This window comes from Kordia sp., assembly GCF_050633145.1.
Classification (GTDB): Bacteria; Bacteroidota; Bacteroidia; order Flavobacteriales; family Flavobacteriaceae; genus Kordia.
This window is the reverse complement of sequence record NZ_JBOEFY010000027.1, coordinates 104,488-119,351: the sequence shown is the minus strand read 5'-3', so window position 1 is coordinate 119,351 and position 14,864 is coordinate 104,488. Positions and strand designations below refer to the sequence as shown.

Genomic DNA, 14,864 nt, shown 5'->3' with positions numbered 1-14,864 from the left:
TATGGGAAGAAGAAACGTACCAGAAGTGAATGCAGGGTCTATGGCCGATATCGCATTCTTACTTCTTATCTTTTTCTTAGTAACTACTACCTTTCAGGAAGATGCAGGTATCACTAGAAAGCTACCACCAATGCCGCCTGAAGGAGTAACACCACCTATTATTAAGCAAAAGAACTTATTTACGGTATTAGTAAATAAAAATAATGATCTTTTGGTTGAGGAAGAAGTCATGGAATTAAAAGACTTGAAACAAGCAGCGATTGATTTCCTTGATAATGGTGGAGGAACTAACGAAAAAGGAGAGCCGTGTACATATTGCAAAGGGAAAAGAAGTCCAGAATCATCGGATCACCCTAATAAAGCAATTGTCTCTGTTAGAAATGACAGAGAAACAGAGTATGGAACATTCATTTCTGTTCAAAATGAGCTTGTGGGAGCGTATAATTTCTTAAGAAATAGAGAAGCTGTCAGAATGTATGGTAAGAATATGTCATTTACGAAAATGGATTCTATCTTAGCACATCCACAAACTACAGATGATAATCTTATAAAAGATTTGAAAGACAAGATGAAGGTTATAAAGGATATGTATCCTTTAAAGATATCTGAAGCAGAAACTAGTAATTAAAACGTAGCTATTATGTCTAAATTTAAAAAGAAAAAAAGTGGTGAATTGCCACCGGTATCTACAGCAGCTTTGCCTGATATTGTATTTATGTTATTATTCTTCTTTATGACAGTAACTGTGTTTAAGAAAGATGATTACAAAGTAGCGCAAGAGTTACCGTTTGCAGATCAAATACAAAAACTAGATAAAACAGATCCAGTTATTTATATTTATGCAGGTAAACCAAGTGCAAGATATCAGAAAGATGTTGGAACACAAGCTAAAATTCAGTTGAATGACAAGTTTGCTGATGTTTCTGAAATTAAAGATTACTGGTTCAACACATTAAATAATGAAGTTGGTGCAGAATTCAGAAATGTTGCCATTACTGCTTTAAAAGTAGATAATGAAACAAATATGGGACTTGTAGCTGATATTAAACAAAGGCTTCGTGAGATTAACGCTCTGAAAATTAACTATACAACCAGAAAAGGTGCGTTTAGTGATAATTTTAAATAGAAAATCTTAAATTTTATATTAAAAAGCACTCTTAAAGGAGTGCTTTTTTTATATTATCTTGCTACTAGTTAATGAAATGATTTTGTCAAAATAGAATAGAATGAAACATATTGTTATTGGAATTTTAGTTGTTTTAGGAATGCAATTTGCCTTTGCACAAGAAGAAGCAATACAGGATACAATTCCTGATGACAAGTATCGTGAAGATCAATTTTATATAGGGTTTACGTATAATATTCTTCAAAATCGCCCTAGCGGAATCTCTCAAAATAATTTATCTAACGGAATCCATTTAGGTGTTATTCGTGATTTCCCAATTAATAAAAGGCGAAATAAAGCCATAGGAGTCGGTTTAGGTTATTCCTATAATTCATATTTCCACAATTTAAAAGCTACCGAAACTAATAGCGGAATTACGTATCAGATTATTGACAGTGACGAAAGTTTTAAGAGAAACAAATACAGAACACATCTGGTAGAACTGCCAATAGAATTTCGCTGGCGTACTTCTACAGCCGAAAGCTATAAGTTTTGGCGCATTTACGGTGGATTTAAACTTGGGTATATTTTTTCTGGAGTTTCTAAATTTGTAAGCAATAGCGAAACAATCAAGTTTCAAAATGACGATATAAACCGCTTTCAGTACGGATTAACGCTAAGTGCAGGTTATAATACCTGGAATTTTCATTTGTATTATGCGCTTAACAAACTCTTTAAAGATGGCACTATAACTACAAATGGTGAACAATTTGAAATGAGTATCATCAAAGTTGGTTTAATGTTTTACATCTTATAACCAATCAGTCATAACCAACAATTGTGGAATCAATCCAATAAAAAAACCAATTATCAGTTCAGTAAATGTATGTGCTTTTAGGAATAACCGAGAAGTGCCAATGAGTCCAATCATAAGAATAAGGATACTCAAAGCAAAGGTAATGTTGAGTTGATAAGTAATACTTAATGCGATAAGAAACATAACCAAACCTGAGATTCCCATCATGTGCATGCTTGCTTTTACACGAAATAAAACAAAAGCCAGACAGACTATAGCAGAAATTAATGTTGCTAAAAAGAAATCATACAACTCTGCAAAAATAGATTTCGAAATGACTTTGGTGATGATTAAAAACAACAATAATACATACAAATAGAGCGGAATTCTGCGCTGTTTTACATCTTTTACAAAAATAGAATCAATCAATTGAAAGCGTTTTAATAGTATAAACGTTAAAATTGGAATGAAAATCGTGAAAATAGAAATCGTGATAGAAACATCAATTTTAAAATTGAAGTCGTACAGTCGTGGCGTCAGTAAAAAGAAGCCAACTGTAGCCATCACAGGAATAAAAATAGGATGAAATATGTATGATATTACTTTGAGAAAAGTGCGCATTTATATTTTCTTTCGTAATCGTGCTACAGGAATATCGAGCTGTTCTCTATATTTTGCTACAGTTCTACGAGCAATTGGATATCCTTTTTCCTTTAAAATAGTGGCTAACTTCTCGTCTGTTAACGGTTTTTTCTTGTTTTCGTCTTCAATTACAGTTTCAAGAATCTTTTTAATTTCACGAGTAGAAACGTCTTCACCTTGTTCATTTTTCATTGATTCAGAGAAAAATTCTTTAATCAACTTCGTTCCATAAGGCGTATCTACATATTTGCTATTTGCTACACGTGATACTGTAGAAACATCCATATTGATCATATCGGCAATATCTTTCAAAATCATTGGCTTTAACTTGCGTTCATCGCCTGTAAGAAAGTATTCCTCCTGATAATGTAAAATAGCATTCATAGTAACCAAAAGTGTCTGCTGACGTTGTTTAATAGCGTCTATAAACCATTTTGCAGCATCTAACTTCTGTTTTATGAACATAACCGCATCTTTCTGTGATTTTGTTTTTTGACGCGTGTCCTTATAGCCTTTCAGCATATCGTTGTATTCCTTAGAAACATGCAACTCAGGAGCATTTCGTCCATTTAAAGTCAACTCTAACATGCCTTCTACGATACGAATGGCAAAATCGGGAACAATATGCTCAATGATTTTTGTATTTCCTGCATACGAACCGCCAGGTTTTGGATTCAAACGTTCAATTTCTAAAATTGCATCGCGTAATTCTACTTCAGTAATATCAAACTTATGTAAAAGTTTCTTGTAATGCTTCTTGGTAAAATGCTCAAACGACTTATCTAAAATATTAATTGCCATGTCAATAGAAACTGTCGGTTCCTTTCTTCGCAACTGAATCAACAAACATTCTTGTAAATTTCGGGCACCAACTCCAGCAGGATCTAACTCGTGTACAATTTGTAAAATCTTGGCTATATTTTCATCTGTTGTAAAGATATTTTGTGTAAAAGCTAAATCGTCAACAATATCTTCCAAAGGTCTACGGATATATCCACTTTCGTCAACACTTCCAATCAAAAACTCAGCAACTTCTCTGTCTTCTTCCGAAAGACGAAATGTATTTAATTGATTTTTTAAATGCTGATTGAAAGATGTTCCAGAAGCATACGGAACACTTTTTTCTTCATCGTCAACGCTATAATTATTTGCTTGCAAGCGGTAATTAGGGATTTCATCATCACTCAAATATTCGTCAACATTGATCTCTTCTGCGGCAATAGTTTCGTTTCCATAATCATCGTCATCATAATCATTTGACAAATCAGAATCAAACTCATCGAGTTGTTCTTTACCGCTATCTAATGCAGGATTCTCTTCCAATTCTTGTTTTAGACGTTGTTCAAAAGCTTGCGTAGGCAATTGAATCAACTTCATTAACTGAATTTGTTGAGGAGATAATTTTTGAGATAATCTAAAGTTAAGTTGTTGTTTTAGCATAGTCTTTTGTGTAAAAACACTCGGTTGTCGTTGATTAATTTATGAGCAATTCTTTACTTCTTGTATATCTTATAAGATACTTTTCCGCCGCCAATCTGCATATTCATGTTGCGTTCTCCTTTGATAAATTGCTTTGTTTTTCGGTCAATTTCATACATTCCAGTCGCTTCACTTTTTTTAAGCATTCCGCCAAGTCCATCAATATCCATTTTAACAGCTATAAAAATTTTATCTTCTGTAATATCATCTATTGTATAGGTGAACTTTATTTTTTGTGATTCAATCAATGGATTATTTGTATCATAATTCCACGTAGTTCCTACAGCAAGTTGTTCCTTGGGAAATCCCATCGTAGGCACAGTTGTAAAGTTCTCAATAACTGCTGGATCGATATAAGTTGATTGATCTTTGAATTGAGCACCTTTTATCACATTTCCGTACTTGTCTAATGTAAAAGTATACTCTTTATCAATGTACCTCTTTATATCATTATATAATTCTAGCTCAGTCTCACTTAAGTTACTTGTGTTATTTAATGCTTTAACAACTTCGGTGTCCAAACTTTCTTTTTCTCCATAGAGATCAGATTTATATTGCATGCGTGTCACTTTTCCTGTAAACACAAAGCTGCTATCGCTTGTAATCTCATCTAATCGAAATTCTACTTCATTTAAATCTTCAAAATGCCCTATTTTATTGGCATTTGTTTTATTTCCAAATACAAGTGTTTGTGTGAATCCTTTCTCAAAATTTAAGGCTGAATTGACTTTATCAGTACTTTTTTGAGTACAGCCCACCAAAAATGATACCAATATGGTGTAGATAAGAAGACTTTTTTTCATAAATCGGTTTAAGTGTTACACAAATATAACAAACTTCAATGGTATTGTGAGCTGTGGTATGAAAAATAGCAAGGGAATTCCTGTCTTTAGAAATAAGAGGTAAAAATGGGTTGTTTTTGGGGGATAACACTCTTTTTTTAGTATTTGAAAATATGTTTTTTTAAAAAATAATAACTGTTAATAGAAACCGACTATGAATACCTTCCCGAAAACAAAAGAAAATTCTCTTTCCTTAAATCTGTTTGTTAAACTCATACTTTCAATAAGTTGTTGTTTTGTTTATACAGAAAATACACAAGCACAAAAGCGTGATGTGTTAGTTAAAGAATACTTAAATGAAAGTAACCGTTGTGCATTTGAGAATAAAAAAGACTCAGCAATTTTCTATTTACACAAAGCAGAACAACAAGCTTTGGGAAATCCTGAAGAACTTTATAGAGTATATAGCAGGTGCGGAACTTATTTTTTTAAAGAGGAAATTACATTAGATTCTGCTCGTGTGTATTTGAAAAAAATGCAAGAATTACTTCCTGATACGCAAGACCCAGTTCAAAAAGCTAAAATATATAATAAAACAGGCTATTTCTCTCAGTTGGACGGAGAGACAGGAAAAGCATTCTCATCTTATAAAGCCGCGTTAGAAATCAATTCAGCGCAAGGTGAATTAGTCAATACAGATGTGTTGGCAAAATCGTATGCAAGAATGGCACGATTATATGCAAAGTTAGAAATGTTTGATAAGGCAATAGACTGTGCTAAGAAAGCAATGAGATTAGTTGATAATGGAGATATAGCGAATGAGGTTTTTGTGTATCGACATGCGGGATGTGTTTACAAAAAAATGGACAAGTATGATGATGCGCTAAAACATTTTCAAAAAGCGGCACATCTAAATAAAAATAATGAAAAGAAAAAAAGGCGTGCTAACTATGATATTCTAATTAAGAAAAACCTAGCAGAAATATATCATAAAAAAGGAGATAATACCAGAGCTTTGTCGTTGGCATTAGAAAGCATGGAAGATTCAGAGAAAGCCAAACAAAAAAATCTTGAAGAAAACCTTTATCTATTATTGTCTTTAATATATAGTGAGCAAGGTGATATGGACTTGGCTCTTAAAAACGGATTGAAATCTTATGAGATAGCAGAATTGAAAGATATTCCTGGAAAGTTATTAACTTCTTCTAGGCAATTAAAAGAATTGTATAAAAAACGAGGAGATACAGCAAGAGCGTTACATTTTTCTGAAATATATAATAGGGCTAAAGGACGTTTTAATAGGGAAGAAGGGAAGTTGGCAATTGCTAGAGAAGACTATTTAAAAGCGGAAGAGGAAAGCAAAGAGAAATTACAGGTGGTGCATGCAAATTCAGAAAAACTAAGATTGAGTGCGCTTTTAATAACAGGAGCATTGTTAATGTCTATTGGTTTCGGATTTATTTTTTACAAACGAAAAAAAGAACGCTTTCTTCAATTAATAGAAAGAAAAGAAAAAGCAAAATTTAGAATGCAACAAAAATTGATCGAAGAAAAGGAGAAAGCAATTGAAAAAGAAGAAGAGTTAAAAGTATATACGCAGCTATTATCTAAAGATGCTTCCACTACTACAAAAGATCTAAAAGGAATAAAGGAAATAGTAAATGAATTGCACGATTTTAAAATTTTAACGGAAAACGATTGGACAGGTTTTAAATCGATATTTCAAAATGTGTACCCAGAGTTTTTTAGAAACTTCAAAGTTAAATCGAAGAATTATTCGCAGGGCGATCTAAAATTGGCTGCGCTCATTCGTTTAAACCTCAATACGAAAGAAATAGCTGAAATTCTGGCCATATCTCCAGATAGTGTTCGTAAAAGTAAATACAGACTTCGCAAAAAAATGAGTTTAGCTTCTGAAAAAGAATTGCAAAAATTTATTTACGATTTATAGTTTGTCCTGTTTTTGTCTCAATATCTGTATATAGTATGTTTTGGAGCGTATTTGTCACACTTATGTCTTGTTGTTTTTTTAAATAAAATAGACTGTACTTCTAATTTTGGAATGAGTAATTGAAAAATCGCTTTCAAGTTTTACGCATCATTTCAATGATAACAAACATAAGCACATTTAGATTTGGGAATTTAGTTTACGTGTTTTCAGAAAGCGGTTTTTTTTGATCTTAAAAGAACATTATTAACCATTAAACTATTTTAGTATGAAAAAACGAAAGGTAAATTTAAAAATGCTGGCTTTGCAGAAACAAACAGTTGCAAATATGCAATATGTACAAGGTGGCGCACCAGAAACATTAGGTTGTGGTCCAGGTACGAGTATTATTTTAAATTGTACAACAGTACAAGACCCAACACGTCCTTTAATCACCGTGGATCGAGATAAAGAAATTTGTGTGACAGTTTTCAATTCGTGCAAATCGTATTGTCCGTTTTGCTAAAAACACGGTAATTATAAATCCATAAAATTAAATATTATGAAAAAACGAAAAATAAATTTAAAAATGTTGTCTTTACAAAAACAGACAATTGCATCGGTAAACGCGCAATCTATTCAAGGAGGAACAAATATTACATTGCTGGAAACGCAGTTGGTGATAATTTGCGCAACTACCTTTACAGTAGGTCCAACAATTCCAGTTACGTTATCAGAAGTTAAGACTAAGTGTATTACTTGCCCTGGTTTTGGTTGCCCATCAGAAAATGGAAAAACTTGCCCAGGTCCAATTACTTATAGTGCTCTTTGTTAAGGCAATAAAAAAACCGTCAAGAATTTCTTGACGGTTTTTAATATGTATAATTTTTATTTTTAAAACTCAGCGTTCTGTGGAGTTCTTGGATAAGGAATTACGTCTCTAATGTTGCTCATTCCTGTAGCAAACATTACCAAACGCTCAAAACCAAGTCCGAAACCAGAATGTACAGCTGTTCCGTATTTACGAAGTTCTAAGTACCACCATAAATCTTCTTCAGGAATATCTAAAGCAGCCATTTTTTCTTTCAATACGTCCAAACGCTCTTCACGTTGCGATCCACCGACGATTTCTCCAATACCAGGGAATAAAATATCCATAGCACGAACCGTTTTTTCATCTTCGTTTAAACGCATGTAAAACGCTTTGATATTTGCTGGATAATCAAATAAAATCACTGGACACTTAAAGTGCTTTTCTACTAAGAAACGTTCGTGTTCACTTTGTAAATCTGCGCCCCATTCATTGATTAAATATTTAAATTTCTTCTTCTTGTTAGGTTTAGAATTGCGTAAAATATCAATAGCTTCTGTGTAACTTACACGTTTAAAGTTATTTTCAACTACAAAACGCAATTTTTCTGTCAACGACATTTCGCTACGTTCAGCTTGTGGTTTTGTTTTATCTTCTTGAATCAAACGATTTTCTAAGAATGCCAAATCATCCGGATTGTGCTCTAATACATAACTCAACACAGATTTCATAAAATCTTCTGCTAAGTCCATGTTTCCAGCCAAATCCATAAAAGCAACCTCTGGCTCAATCATCCAAAATTCAGACAAGTGACGTGATGTATTTGAGTTTTCAGCTCTAAAAGTAGGACCAAAAGTATATACTTTTCCTAAAGACATCGCGTACGATTCTGCTTCCAACTGTCCGGAAACCGTTAAGTTGGTTTCTTTTCCGAAGAAATCTTGTGAATAATCAACATTTCCATCTTCATCTAATGGCGGATTCTTAGGATCTAGTGTAGTCACTCTAAACGTTTCTCCTGCACCTTCTGCATCACTTGCGGTAACAATTGGCGTGTGCATATAGTAAAATCCATTTTCGTTGAAATATTTGTGTATTGCAAACGATAATGACGAACGCAAACGCATTACAGCACTAAATGTATTTGTACGTGTGCGCAAATGCGCTTGTTCACGTAAAAATTCTAGACTGTGTTTTTTAGGTTGTAATATAGTTTTTGATACTTCTTCTGGATCTGCATCACCTAAAATGGTAATTTCTTGTACTTTAACTTCTACTTTTTGCCCTTTTCCTTGACTTTCAATCAATTCTCCTTTAATAGCAACAGCAGCACCAGTACCGATACGTTTTAAAATATCCTCATTGGTATTTTCAAAATCAACAACACATTGAATATTATTAATGGTAGATCCATCATTTAAAGCAATAAAACGATTTGCTCTAAACGTTCGTACCCAACCTTTTACAGTAACTTCCTGTAGCAATGTTTCTGAGTTTAGTAACTCAGCGACTGTGTATGATTTCATCTTTTAAATATTTTAGGCGACAAATATAGTTTATTAGTGAAAACTTATGAAATGAGCTACAACAATTTTTTGACACCAACTTATATGGTTCTCAACGAAATCATAGATTCACAAATTCATTGATAAACAATATAAATGTATGAGTAATTCAATCTGATAGAATTAATAAGAATAAAATAAACAGATTAAAGGTCATGGAATAAAACTGATGATAAATAGGTGCGCATTTTGTACGAAGAGTACGTTTTTCTTTTGAGAGAATTCGACAAAGCGTAAAAATACCTATAAATAAAAGGGAATAATCCAGTAAAAAGGGGATTTTTCCCCTTGTCTAATCGCTCAAACTTGACATATATTTGTCATGGCTATTAATCAATTGTAATCTTAATTTGTCTTCAATGATTAAGAAAATTAAGGTAGGTTTGGGGGAACCGAATAGAGTCTGATGTTGTAACAACAACTTCAGGCTTTATTTTTTGTGCCTATTTCACAAAAGTAAGTAATTTTTTACTTTTATCAAATAAGTAATTGATTTCAATAGAAATAATCAGTTTTTTAACTTCTTGGTCGCATACAAAGTAGCTGTTAATTGTATGGCATTATACAATCAATAGTTAGTTACGACAGTAGTATTTAAACCATAAGAAAAGTGTCGTTCGCTTTATTTTTTGGTAAACTTTGCCTTGTGTGATTTAGTATTGTCTTTATCATCATCACCTTCGTCGTCGTCATTTCTTCGTGCCAAGTCTGATAGTTTTCTGTTTTCCTTTTCAGGAAGAATTCTAAAGTTAGGCGCTTTTAATACACGTTTATTTGCAATGCTACGTTCTAGCGAAAGCAATAATGAAGGCAATAGTAATAAGTTAGCTAACATTGCAAAGAGTAATGTTGCAGAAACCAATCCGCCTAAAGCGACAGTTCCGCCAAAGCTAGAAATCATAAATATTGAAAACCCGAAGAATAATACAATAGAAGTATAAAACATACTTACACCTGTTTCACGCAAAGCAGCATATACTGATTTTCGAATTTTCCAATGGTTGCTACGTAACTCTTGTCGGTATTTTGCCAAGAAATGAATGGTATCGTCCACAGAAATTCCAAAAGCAATACTAAATACCAAAATAGTAGAAGGTTTAATAGGAACGCCTAAAAAGCCCATCATTCCCGCAGTAATTAACAATGGTAATAAGTTTGGTACTAATGAAATTAAAATCATTCGGAACGAACGGAATAAATACGCCATAAATAACGAAATCAAGAAAATTGCCAAGGACAATGACATGATTAAGTTGTTGACTAAATATTTGGTTCCTTTTAGGAAAACGAGTGCTTTCCCAGTAATAGTGACATCATATCTGTCTTTGAATGTTTTGTCTATTTTTGCTTGTAAATTTTCTTCGATACGTTCCATTTTATCGGTTCCGATATCTTTCATGAACGTTGTAATACGTGCGTATCTTCCTGTAGAATCTACAAAACTTGACAGCATATTAAGTCCTGAATCTGACTTTGCTACATAGGTAGAAATGATTGTATTTTCGTTTGAAGCTGGTATGGAATAATTTTTAGCGAGTCCACCAAAATACGCTTGACGCGAATATTTTGCTAAACTTACCACAGACATTGGTTGTGATAGTTCGGGAGTATCTACAATCAATTCTTCAAATTTATCCATTCGTTTAAGCGTAGGAAGCTTTAGTACACCATTCTTACGTTTGGTATCAATTAAAATTTCCAATGGCATAATTCCATCAAATTCTTGTTCAAAGAAGCGAATGTCCTGAAAGAAATCAGCATTTTGTGGCATATCTTCAATCAAACTTCCTGAAATACGTATTTGATAAATTCCAATAATACTTAATGCTAACAATGCTACAGAAGAAACATATACTGCAAATCGGTGATGGCGTACCATTTTTTCCATCCAACCAACAAAAGCACCAATCCAACGTTTGTTTAAGTGATTTAAGTGTTTCTCTTTTGGTAAAGCCATAAAACTGTATATAATCGGAATGATTAACAGTGATAGGATAAAAATGGCGATTATGTTTATGGAAGCTACAATACCAAACTCTTTCAATAGCTTACTTTCTGTGATGATAAACGTAGCAAAACCAGCTGCTGTAGTCATATTTGTCATCAATGTAGCATTTCCAATTTTAGAAATTACACGTTGAAGTGACTTGGCTTGATTTCCATGTTTCTTTATTTCCTGTTGATATTTATTGATGAAGAATATACAATTCGGAATTCCTATTACAATAATTAATGGAGGAATTAATGCTGTTAATACTGTGATTTCATAGTTTAGTAATCCTAAGACTCCAAACGCCCACATTACACCAATAATTACTACAACCATTGATATGAATGTTGCACGGAACGATCTGAAGAAGAAAAAGAAGATTAAACTTGTAATGAGCAATGCCGCACCAATAAACAATCCGATTTCATCGACAATGTTTTGTGAGTTTAAGGTTCGTATGTAAGGCATTCCAGAAACGTGCAAATCGAGTCCGGTTTCTGCTTCAAATTCATCTATCATTGGAAGCACTTCGTCATATATGAAGTCTTTTCGAACAGGAGTATTTACAATTTCTTTGTCAAGATATACGGCAGTTCTTATGGTGCCTTCGTCGTTATAAAGTAAGCTTTTGTAAAATGGCAAGTTTTTAAAGAGTTCAGCACGAATGGCATCTGCTTGTGCTTGAGTTTTGATTTCTCCTTTGATTAAATTATCGAGTTCAAAACGTTCATCTTCTGCGTTTTTGACAAGTTTTTTGAGATTTTCAGTAGAAATTACCGCACTTACTTCTGGTTTTGCGTTGAATTTTTTACTGAGACGATTCCAAGCATTTAGTTTTTCGGGTGTAAAAAGTGAGCTGTCTTTTACGGCAAGAATGATTAAGTTTCCTTCTTCCCCAAAAATATCAAGGAATTTGTTGTATTCTACATTAACAATGTGATTATCGGGTAATAAATTTGCTTCCGTATAGGAGAAACGCATGTTTTTCCATTGGGATCCTAAAAACACAGTCATTCCGACTACAAGCATTAGAATGATTATTCTATTTCGAAGAATCAGTCGTGCAACACTTGACCAGAAGCGTGTATTTATCCATTTAATCATTGTTCAGTTTTTGCTCGTGCAAATTTAGGAAAAACGATTGAAGACAGGCTTAAAAACCTAAACTAAAATAATAAGTGAATTTAAATGATAAGTTGTCTTCAAATTTTGGCAAATGATATGCGCCATATCTGTACATAAAACTCAGTCCAAAACCAGCAAATAGTTTATTGATTTCAAACCCAGATTCTGAATATCCGTGTTGTAATGAGTTGAATTGTTGCCCTAAGTGACGTTCAATGTTTTTGGCATCACCAATAGCAAATCGCGTAATTAAGGTCATTTCTGGGCGAAAGCCTTTTGTAATTTTAAATGGCTTAAACTTGTGTTTTGCTTGAAACATTGCGTATTTGTCAGAGAAAAACTCATTAAAATACATGGTTTCAAAGCTATTTCTACCAGCAATTGAAAAACGTTGTAAGAGTACATCTTTGTTCGGATTGTTTGGAGATGTATGGTATAAATGTGAAATTGGAATATCGCCAATACCCAAACCACCTTTTAGTAAAAATGATGTTACACCTTTGTCAATAGGACGAATTTCGTGAACAATTCGAGCATCTAACTTTGTATAATCAAAATCGCCACCTAACAAGCCGTCAAAACTTTTGGTAGCTTGAAATGCAAATTGAGGAAATCCTCTTTTGATTTCATTACGTCCGTGACGGGTTTGCATGTATTCACTAAACGGATTCCATTGTATAGCAAGCGTAGCTTCTGTAATATCGTATGCGTTAAAAATTTGACCGTTATTTACAAAACCATAATCGTATGTAGACTCTACATTGCTTCTAGAAACCATCAAGTTTGCATGCATTTTCGCTGTAATTTGATGTTCAATATTAGCCGTTAAGCGTTTTACTTCATAGAATAAATCAATATTGAATAAGCGTGGTTCAAAAAGTGAGAATGCGCGTCTATCCGTGATAAAACGAGAACTTCCCGTTTCTACTAAATCATCTGTATACGACATTCCAAACCATGTTTGTGTGCGTTTGTCTAATCGTGCAGCACCGCCAACTCCAAATTTAAAATCTTTATCACGTGTTCCGTAAACTCCGTAACCATTCAAACGATATTTAGTCGAAAAATTAGCATTTGTTACACCACCAAGTCCCAAACGGAATGCTTCATAGTTGTTGTATTTGACCAAATAACGTAGATCTAAATCGATATATTTTGTTGGGTAATATCCTTTCAATAGTTTTCTAGCTAAATAGATGTCTTTTTCAACACCATCTTCAGCAATAACGCTATCTAGTACAGCATAGGTTTCTCTACCACGTTGGGTAATGCTATCTGTTCTAAATTTTCTCCAATATGCTTCGTCTCTATCATGTGCTTTGTCTTCTATTTCAATTGCCAATCCGCGTCCGCGAATTTTTACAGGTTTGTTAATAGATAAATCAAAGTTTTTTGTTTTAGAGATCAGATAAATAAAGTCACTCACTTCCTGTTTGTTCGTGCGCACTGTTTTTGTACTGTCTTGTGGTGTTCCACGTTGTACTTTGACAGCTTGCCCGAAAAGAGATACTGTATCGTCTGTTTTTCCTTTTCGGATTTGAATTTGTTTGTCAGTTGGAAACCAAACTTCAAATGTTTCGTTGTAGTCAAAATTTTGTTCAGCTTTGATATCAATCACACCCTTTATCTCAGCAATTCCTTTTTGTAACGCGTACGATTCACGATCAATATATAGAATACCTTCCAAACCAGAAGTTTCGCCTTTTTTCTGCGGACTATAATAAATCATGTATGCTTCGCGGTTGTTATTGCTAACCGTGTCTAAAATTTTGTATTTGTATTTTGAAAGTGCATTTCCTGCCATTGGACCTGCATACGAAGTTCCAAAAAGTTCATATTTATTATTGTAGAATGAAAATGACTGAATTTTTATACCTAAAACTTCGTAGATCGGTTCTTTAAAACCTGCCATTCGTGTAGCTAAAATCTTTTCACGCTTTCCTTTAGATGAACTGAATGAAACCTCACTAACCTTTTCAGTCATATAAATATGGCTTCGTGTCATATCTTTCTTAAAGCTGTAATTTGAAGAATCGACTTCTTTAAAAACAAGCTTTCCTTCTTTTTTTGTGTAGATGGAATCAATTTTTCCGTTGATAGAATCTGGACTCGCAGTTACTAAAAGCTTATTGTAAGCATTCAGTTTAAACGATTTTAATTTGCGTTCTGGATCGTTTTGTTTTTTACGATCAATAGCATCACGCATAATTTGTATAGCAGGGTTTTCTTTGTTGTATAATACAACTGCATCTAGTGCTTCTTGTGTTCGTTCAAGTTGTATTTTAAGATAGCTAGTGTTTTCGTTTACAGGTAAAGTAACCGTTTTATAACCAATATAAGAAACCTTAATGGAGGTGATATCTTTTTTTAAGTTTAGACTAAATTTCCCTTCTGCATCTGTAATGGTACCTTTTGTTTTTGAAATAAAAATATTCGCAAACGGCAGTGATTCCTTAGATTCTTGGTCAATTACAATTCCTGAAATTCTTTGTTGCGCAACAGCCGCAAAAGAAGTAAGCAATACAATAAAAATCAATACTGATTTTTTCATCTAATAGGGTTTGTTTTAATGGTCTAATGTGTTTAGTCGACAACCACATTCATTACTATCAATGCTTATATGGCGACATGTTTTGAAACGA

Annotated in this window: 12 protein-coding genes; 6 read left to right on the top strand and 6 right to left on the bottom strand. The window is 33.3% G+C overall.

Going from position 1 to position 14,864, the window contains the following annotated elements; genetic code table 11:
- The first annotated feature begins 1 nt into the window (after position 1).
- From ACRBBL_RS14760 to ACRBBL_RS14750, 3 genes are all read left to right on the top strand, one after another.
- Complete coding sequence (locus ACRBBL_RS14760) at positions 2 to 628, top strand: ExbD/TolR family protein (RefSeq protein WP_431369839.1); 627 nt, start codon at positions 2 to 4, stop codon at positions 626 to 628.
- A 12-nt stretch (positions 629 to 640) separates the two neighbouring features.
- Positions 641 to 1,126, top strand: coding sequence for an ExbD/TolR family protein (locus ACRBBL_RS14755; RefSeq protein ID WP_431369838.1), 486 nt, complete (start codon positions 641 to 643; stop codon positions 1,124 to 1,126).
- Between the two features lie 100 nt (positions 1,127 to 1,226).
- Positions 1,227 to 1,922 carry a porin family protein gene (locus ACRBBL_RS14750; RefSeq protein ID WP_431369837.1) on the top strand — a complete coding sequence of 232 codons (696 nt, stop codon included), beginning with the start codon at positions 1,227 to 1,229 and terminating at the stop codon, positions 1,920 to 1,922.
- Here ACRBBL_RS14750 and ACRBBL_RS14745 read toward each other — a convergent pair.
- From ACRBBL_RS14745 to ACRBBL_RS14735, 3 genes are read right to left on the bottom strand one after another with little or no spacing between them, the layout of a single operon-like run.
- Positions 1,917 to 2,522: a hypothetical protein gene (locus ACRBBL_RS14745; RefSeq protein ID WP_431369836.1), complete on the bottom strand. Its 606-nt coding sequence runs from the start codon at positions 2,520 to 2,522 to the stop codon at positions 1,917 to 1,919. The genes ACRBBL_RS14750 and ACRBBL_RS14745 overlap by 6 nt on opposite strands.
- Positions 2,523 to 3,983: an RNA polymerase factor sigma-54 gene (gene rpoN, locus ACRBBL_RS14740; RefSeq protein ID WP_431369835.1), complete on the bottom strand. Its 1,461-nt coding sequence runs from the start codon at positions 3,981 to 3,983 to the stop codon at positions 2,523 to 2,525.
- Between the two features lie 53 nt (positions 3,984 to 4,036).
- Positions 4,037 to 4,825, bottom strand: coding sequence for a hypothetical protein (locus ACRBBL_RS14735; protein ID WP_431369834.1), 789 nt, complete (start codon positions 4,823 to 4,825; stop codon positions 4,037 to 4,039).
- 193 nt (positions 4,826 to 5,018) lie between these two features.
- On the opposite strand from ACRBBL_RS14735, the gene ACRBBL_RS14730 reads away from it, so the two are divergent.
- The 3 genes from ACRBBL_RS14730 to ACRBBL_RS14720 all read left to right on the top strand — a co-directional run bounded on the left by ACRBBL_RS14730 (position 5,019) and on the right by ACRBBL_RS14720 (position 7,566).
- Positions 5,019 to 6,755 (top strand): tetratricopeptide repeat protein, encoded by a 1,737-nt coding sequence (locus ACRBBL_RS14730; protein WP_431369833.1) that lies wholly within the window; start codon positions 5,019 to 5,021, stop codon positions 6,753 to 6,755.
- A gap of 265 nt (positions 6,756 to 7,020) precedes the next feature.
- On the top strand, positions 7,021 to 7,257 hold the full coding sequence (locus ACRBBL_RS14725) for a hypothetical protein (RefSeq protein WP_431369832.1): 237 nt from the start codon (positions 7,021 to 7,023) through the stop codon (positions 7,255 to 7,257).
- A 36-nt stretch (positions 7,258 to 7,293) separates the two neighbouring features.
- Positions 7,294 to 7,566, top strand: a complete 273-nt coding sequence (locus tag ACRBBL_RS14720) for a hypothetical protein (RefSeq protein ID WP_431369831.1) — start codon at positions 7,294 to 7,296, stop codon at positions 7,564 to 7,566.
- 59 nt (positions 7,567 to 7,625) lie between these two features.
- Here ACRBBL_RS14720 and asnS read toward each other — a convergent pair whose 3' ends face one another.
- The 3 genes from asnS to ACRBBL_RS14705 all read right to left on the bottom strand — a co-directional run bounded on the left by asnS (position 7,626) and on the right by ACRBBL_RS14705 (position 14,773).
- Positions 7,626 to 9,068, bottom strand: coding sequence for an asparagine--tRNA ligase (gene asnS, locus ACRBBL_RS14715; protein WP_431369830.1), 1,443 nt, complete (start codon positions 9,066 to 9,068; stop codon positions 7,626 to 7,628).
- 661 nt (positions 9,069 to 9,729) lie between these two features.
- Positions 9,730 to 12,201 (bottom strand): efflux RND transporter permease subunit, encoded by a 2,472-nt coding sequence (locus tag ACRBBL_RS14710; protein ID WP_431369829.1) that lies wholly within the window; start codon positions 12,199 to 12,201, stop codon positions 9,730 to 9,732.
- Positions 12,202 to 12,250: 49 nt separating this feature from the next.
- Positions 12,251 to 14,773 carry a DUF5686 family protein gene (locus ACRBBL_RS14705; RefSeq protein WP_431369828.1) on the bottom strand — a complete coding sequence of 841 codons (2,523 nt, stop codon included), beginning with the start codon at positions 14,771 to 14,773 and terminating at the stop codon, positions 12,251 to 12,253.
- Between the last annotated feature and the right edge of the window lie 91 nt (positions 14,774 to 14,864).

Coding starts and splice junctions, on each gene's coding strand:
- ACRBBL_RS14750 (WP_431369837.1), top strand. CDS start 1,227: ATGAAACATATTGTTATTGGAATTTTAGTTGTTTTAGGAATGCAATTT.
- ACRBBL_RS14710 (WP_431369829.1), bottom strand. CDS start 12,201: ATGATTAAATGGATAAATACACGCTTCTGGTCAAGTGTTGCACGACTG.
- ACRBBL_RS14760 (WP_431369839.1), top strand. CDS start 2: ATGGGAAGAAGAAACGTACCAGAAGTGAATGCAGGGTCTATGGCCGAT.
- asnS (WP_431369830.1), bottom strand. CDS start 9,068: ATGAAATCATACACAGTCGCTGAGTTACTAAACTCAGAAACATTGCTA.
- ACRBBL_RS14735 (WP_431369834.1), bottom strand. CDS start 4,825: ATGAAAAAAAGTCTTCTTATCTACACCATATTGGTATCATTTTTGGTG.
- ACRBBL_RS14720 (WP_431369831.1), top strand. CDS start 7,294: ATGAAAAAACGAAAAATAAATTTAAAAATGTTGTCTTTACAAAAACAG.
- ACRBBL_RS14705 (WP_431369828.1), bottom strand. CDS start 14,773: ATGAAAAAATCAGTATTGATTTTTATTGTATTGCTTACTTCTTTTGCG.
- rpoN (WP_431369835.1), bottom strand. CDS start 3,983: ATGCTAAAACAACAACTTAACTTTAGATTATCTCAAAAATTATCTCCT.
- ACRBBL_RS14755 (WP_431369838.1), top strand. CDS start 641: ATGTCTAAATTTAAAAAGAAAAAAAGTGGTGAATTGCCACCGGTATCT.
- ACRBBL_RS14745 (WP_431369836.1), bottom strand. CDS start 2,522: ATGCGCACTTTTCTCAAAGTAATATCATACATATTTCATCCTATTTTT.
- ACRBBL_RS14725 (WP_431369832.1), top strand. CDS start 7,021: ATGAAAAAACGAAAGGTAAATTTAAAAATGCTGGCTTTGCAGAAACAA.
- ACRBBL_RS14730 (WP_431369833.1), top strand. CDS start 5,019: ATGAATACCTTCCCGAAAACAAAAGAAAATTCTCTTTCCTTAAATCTG.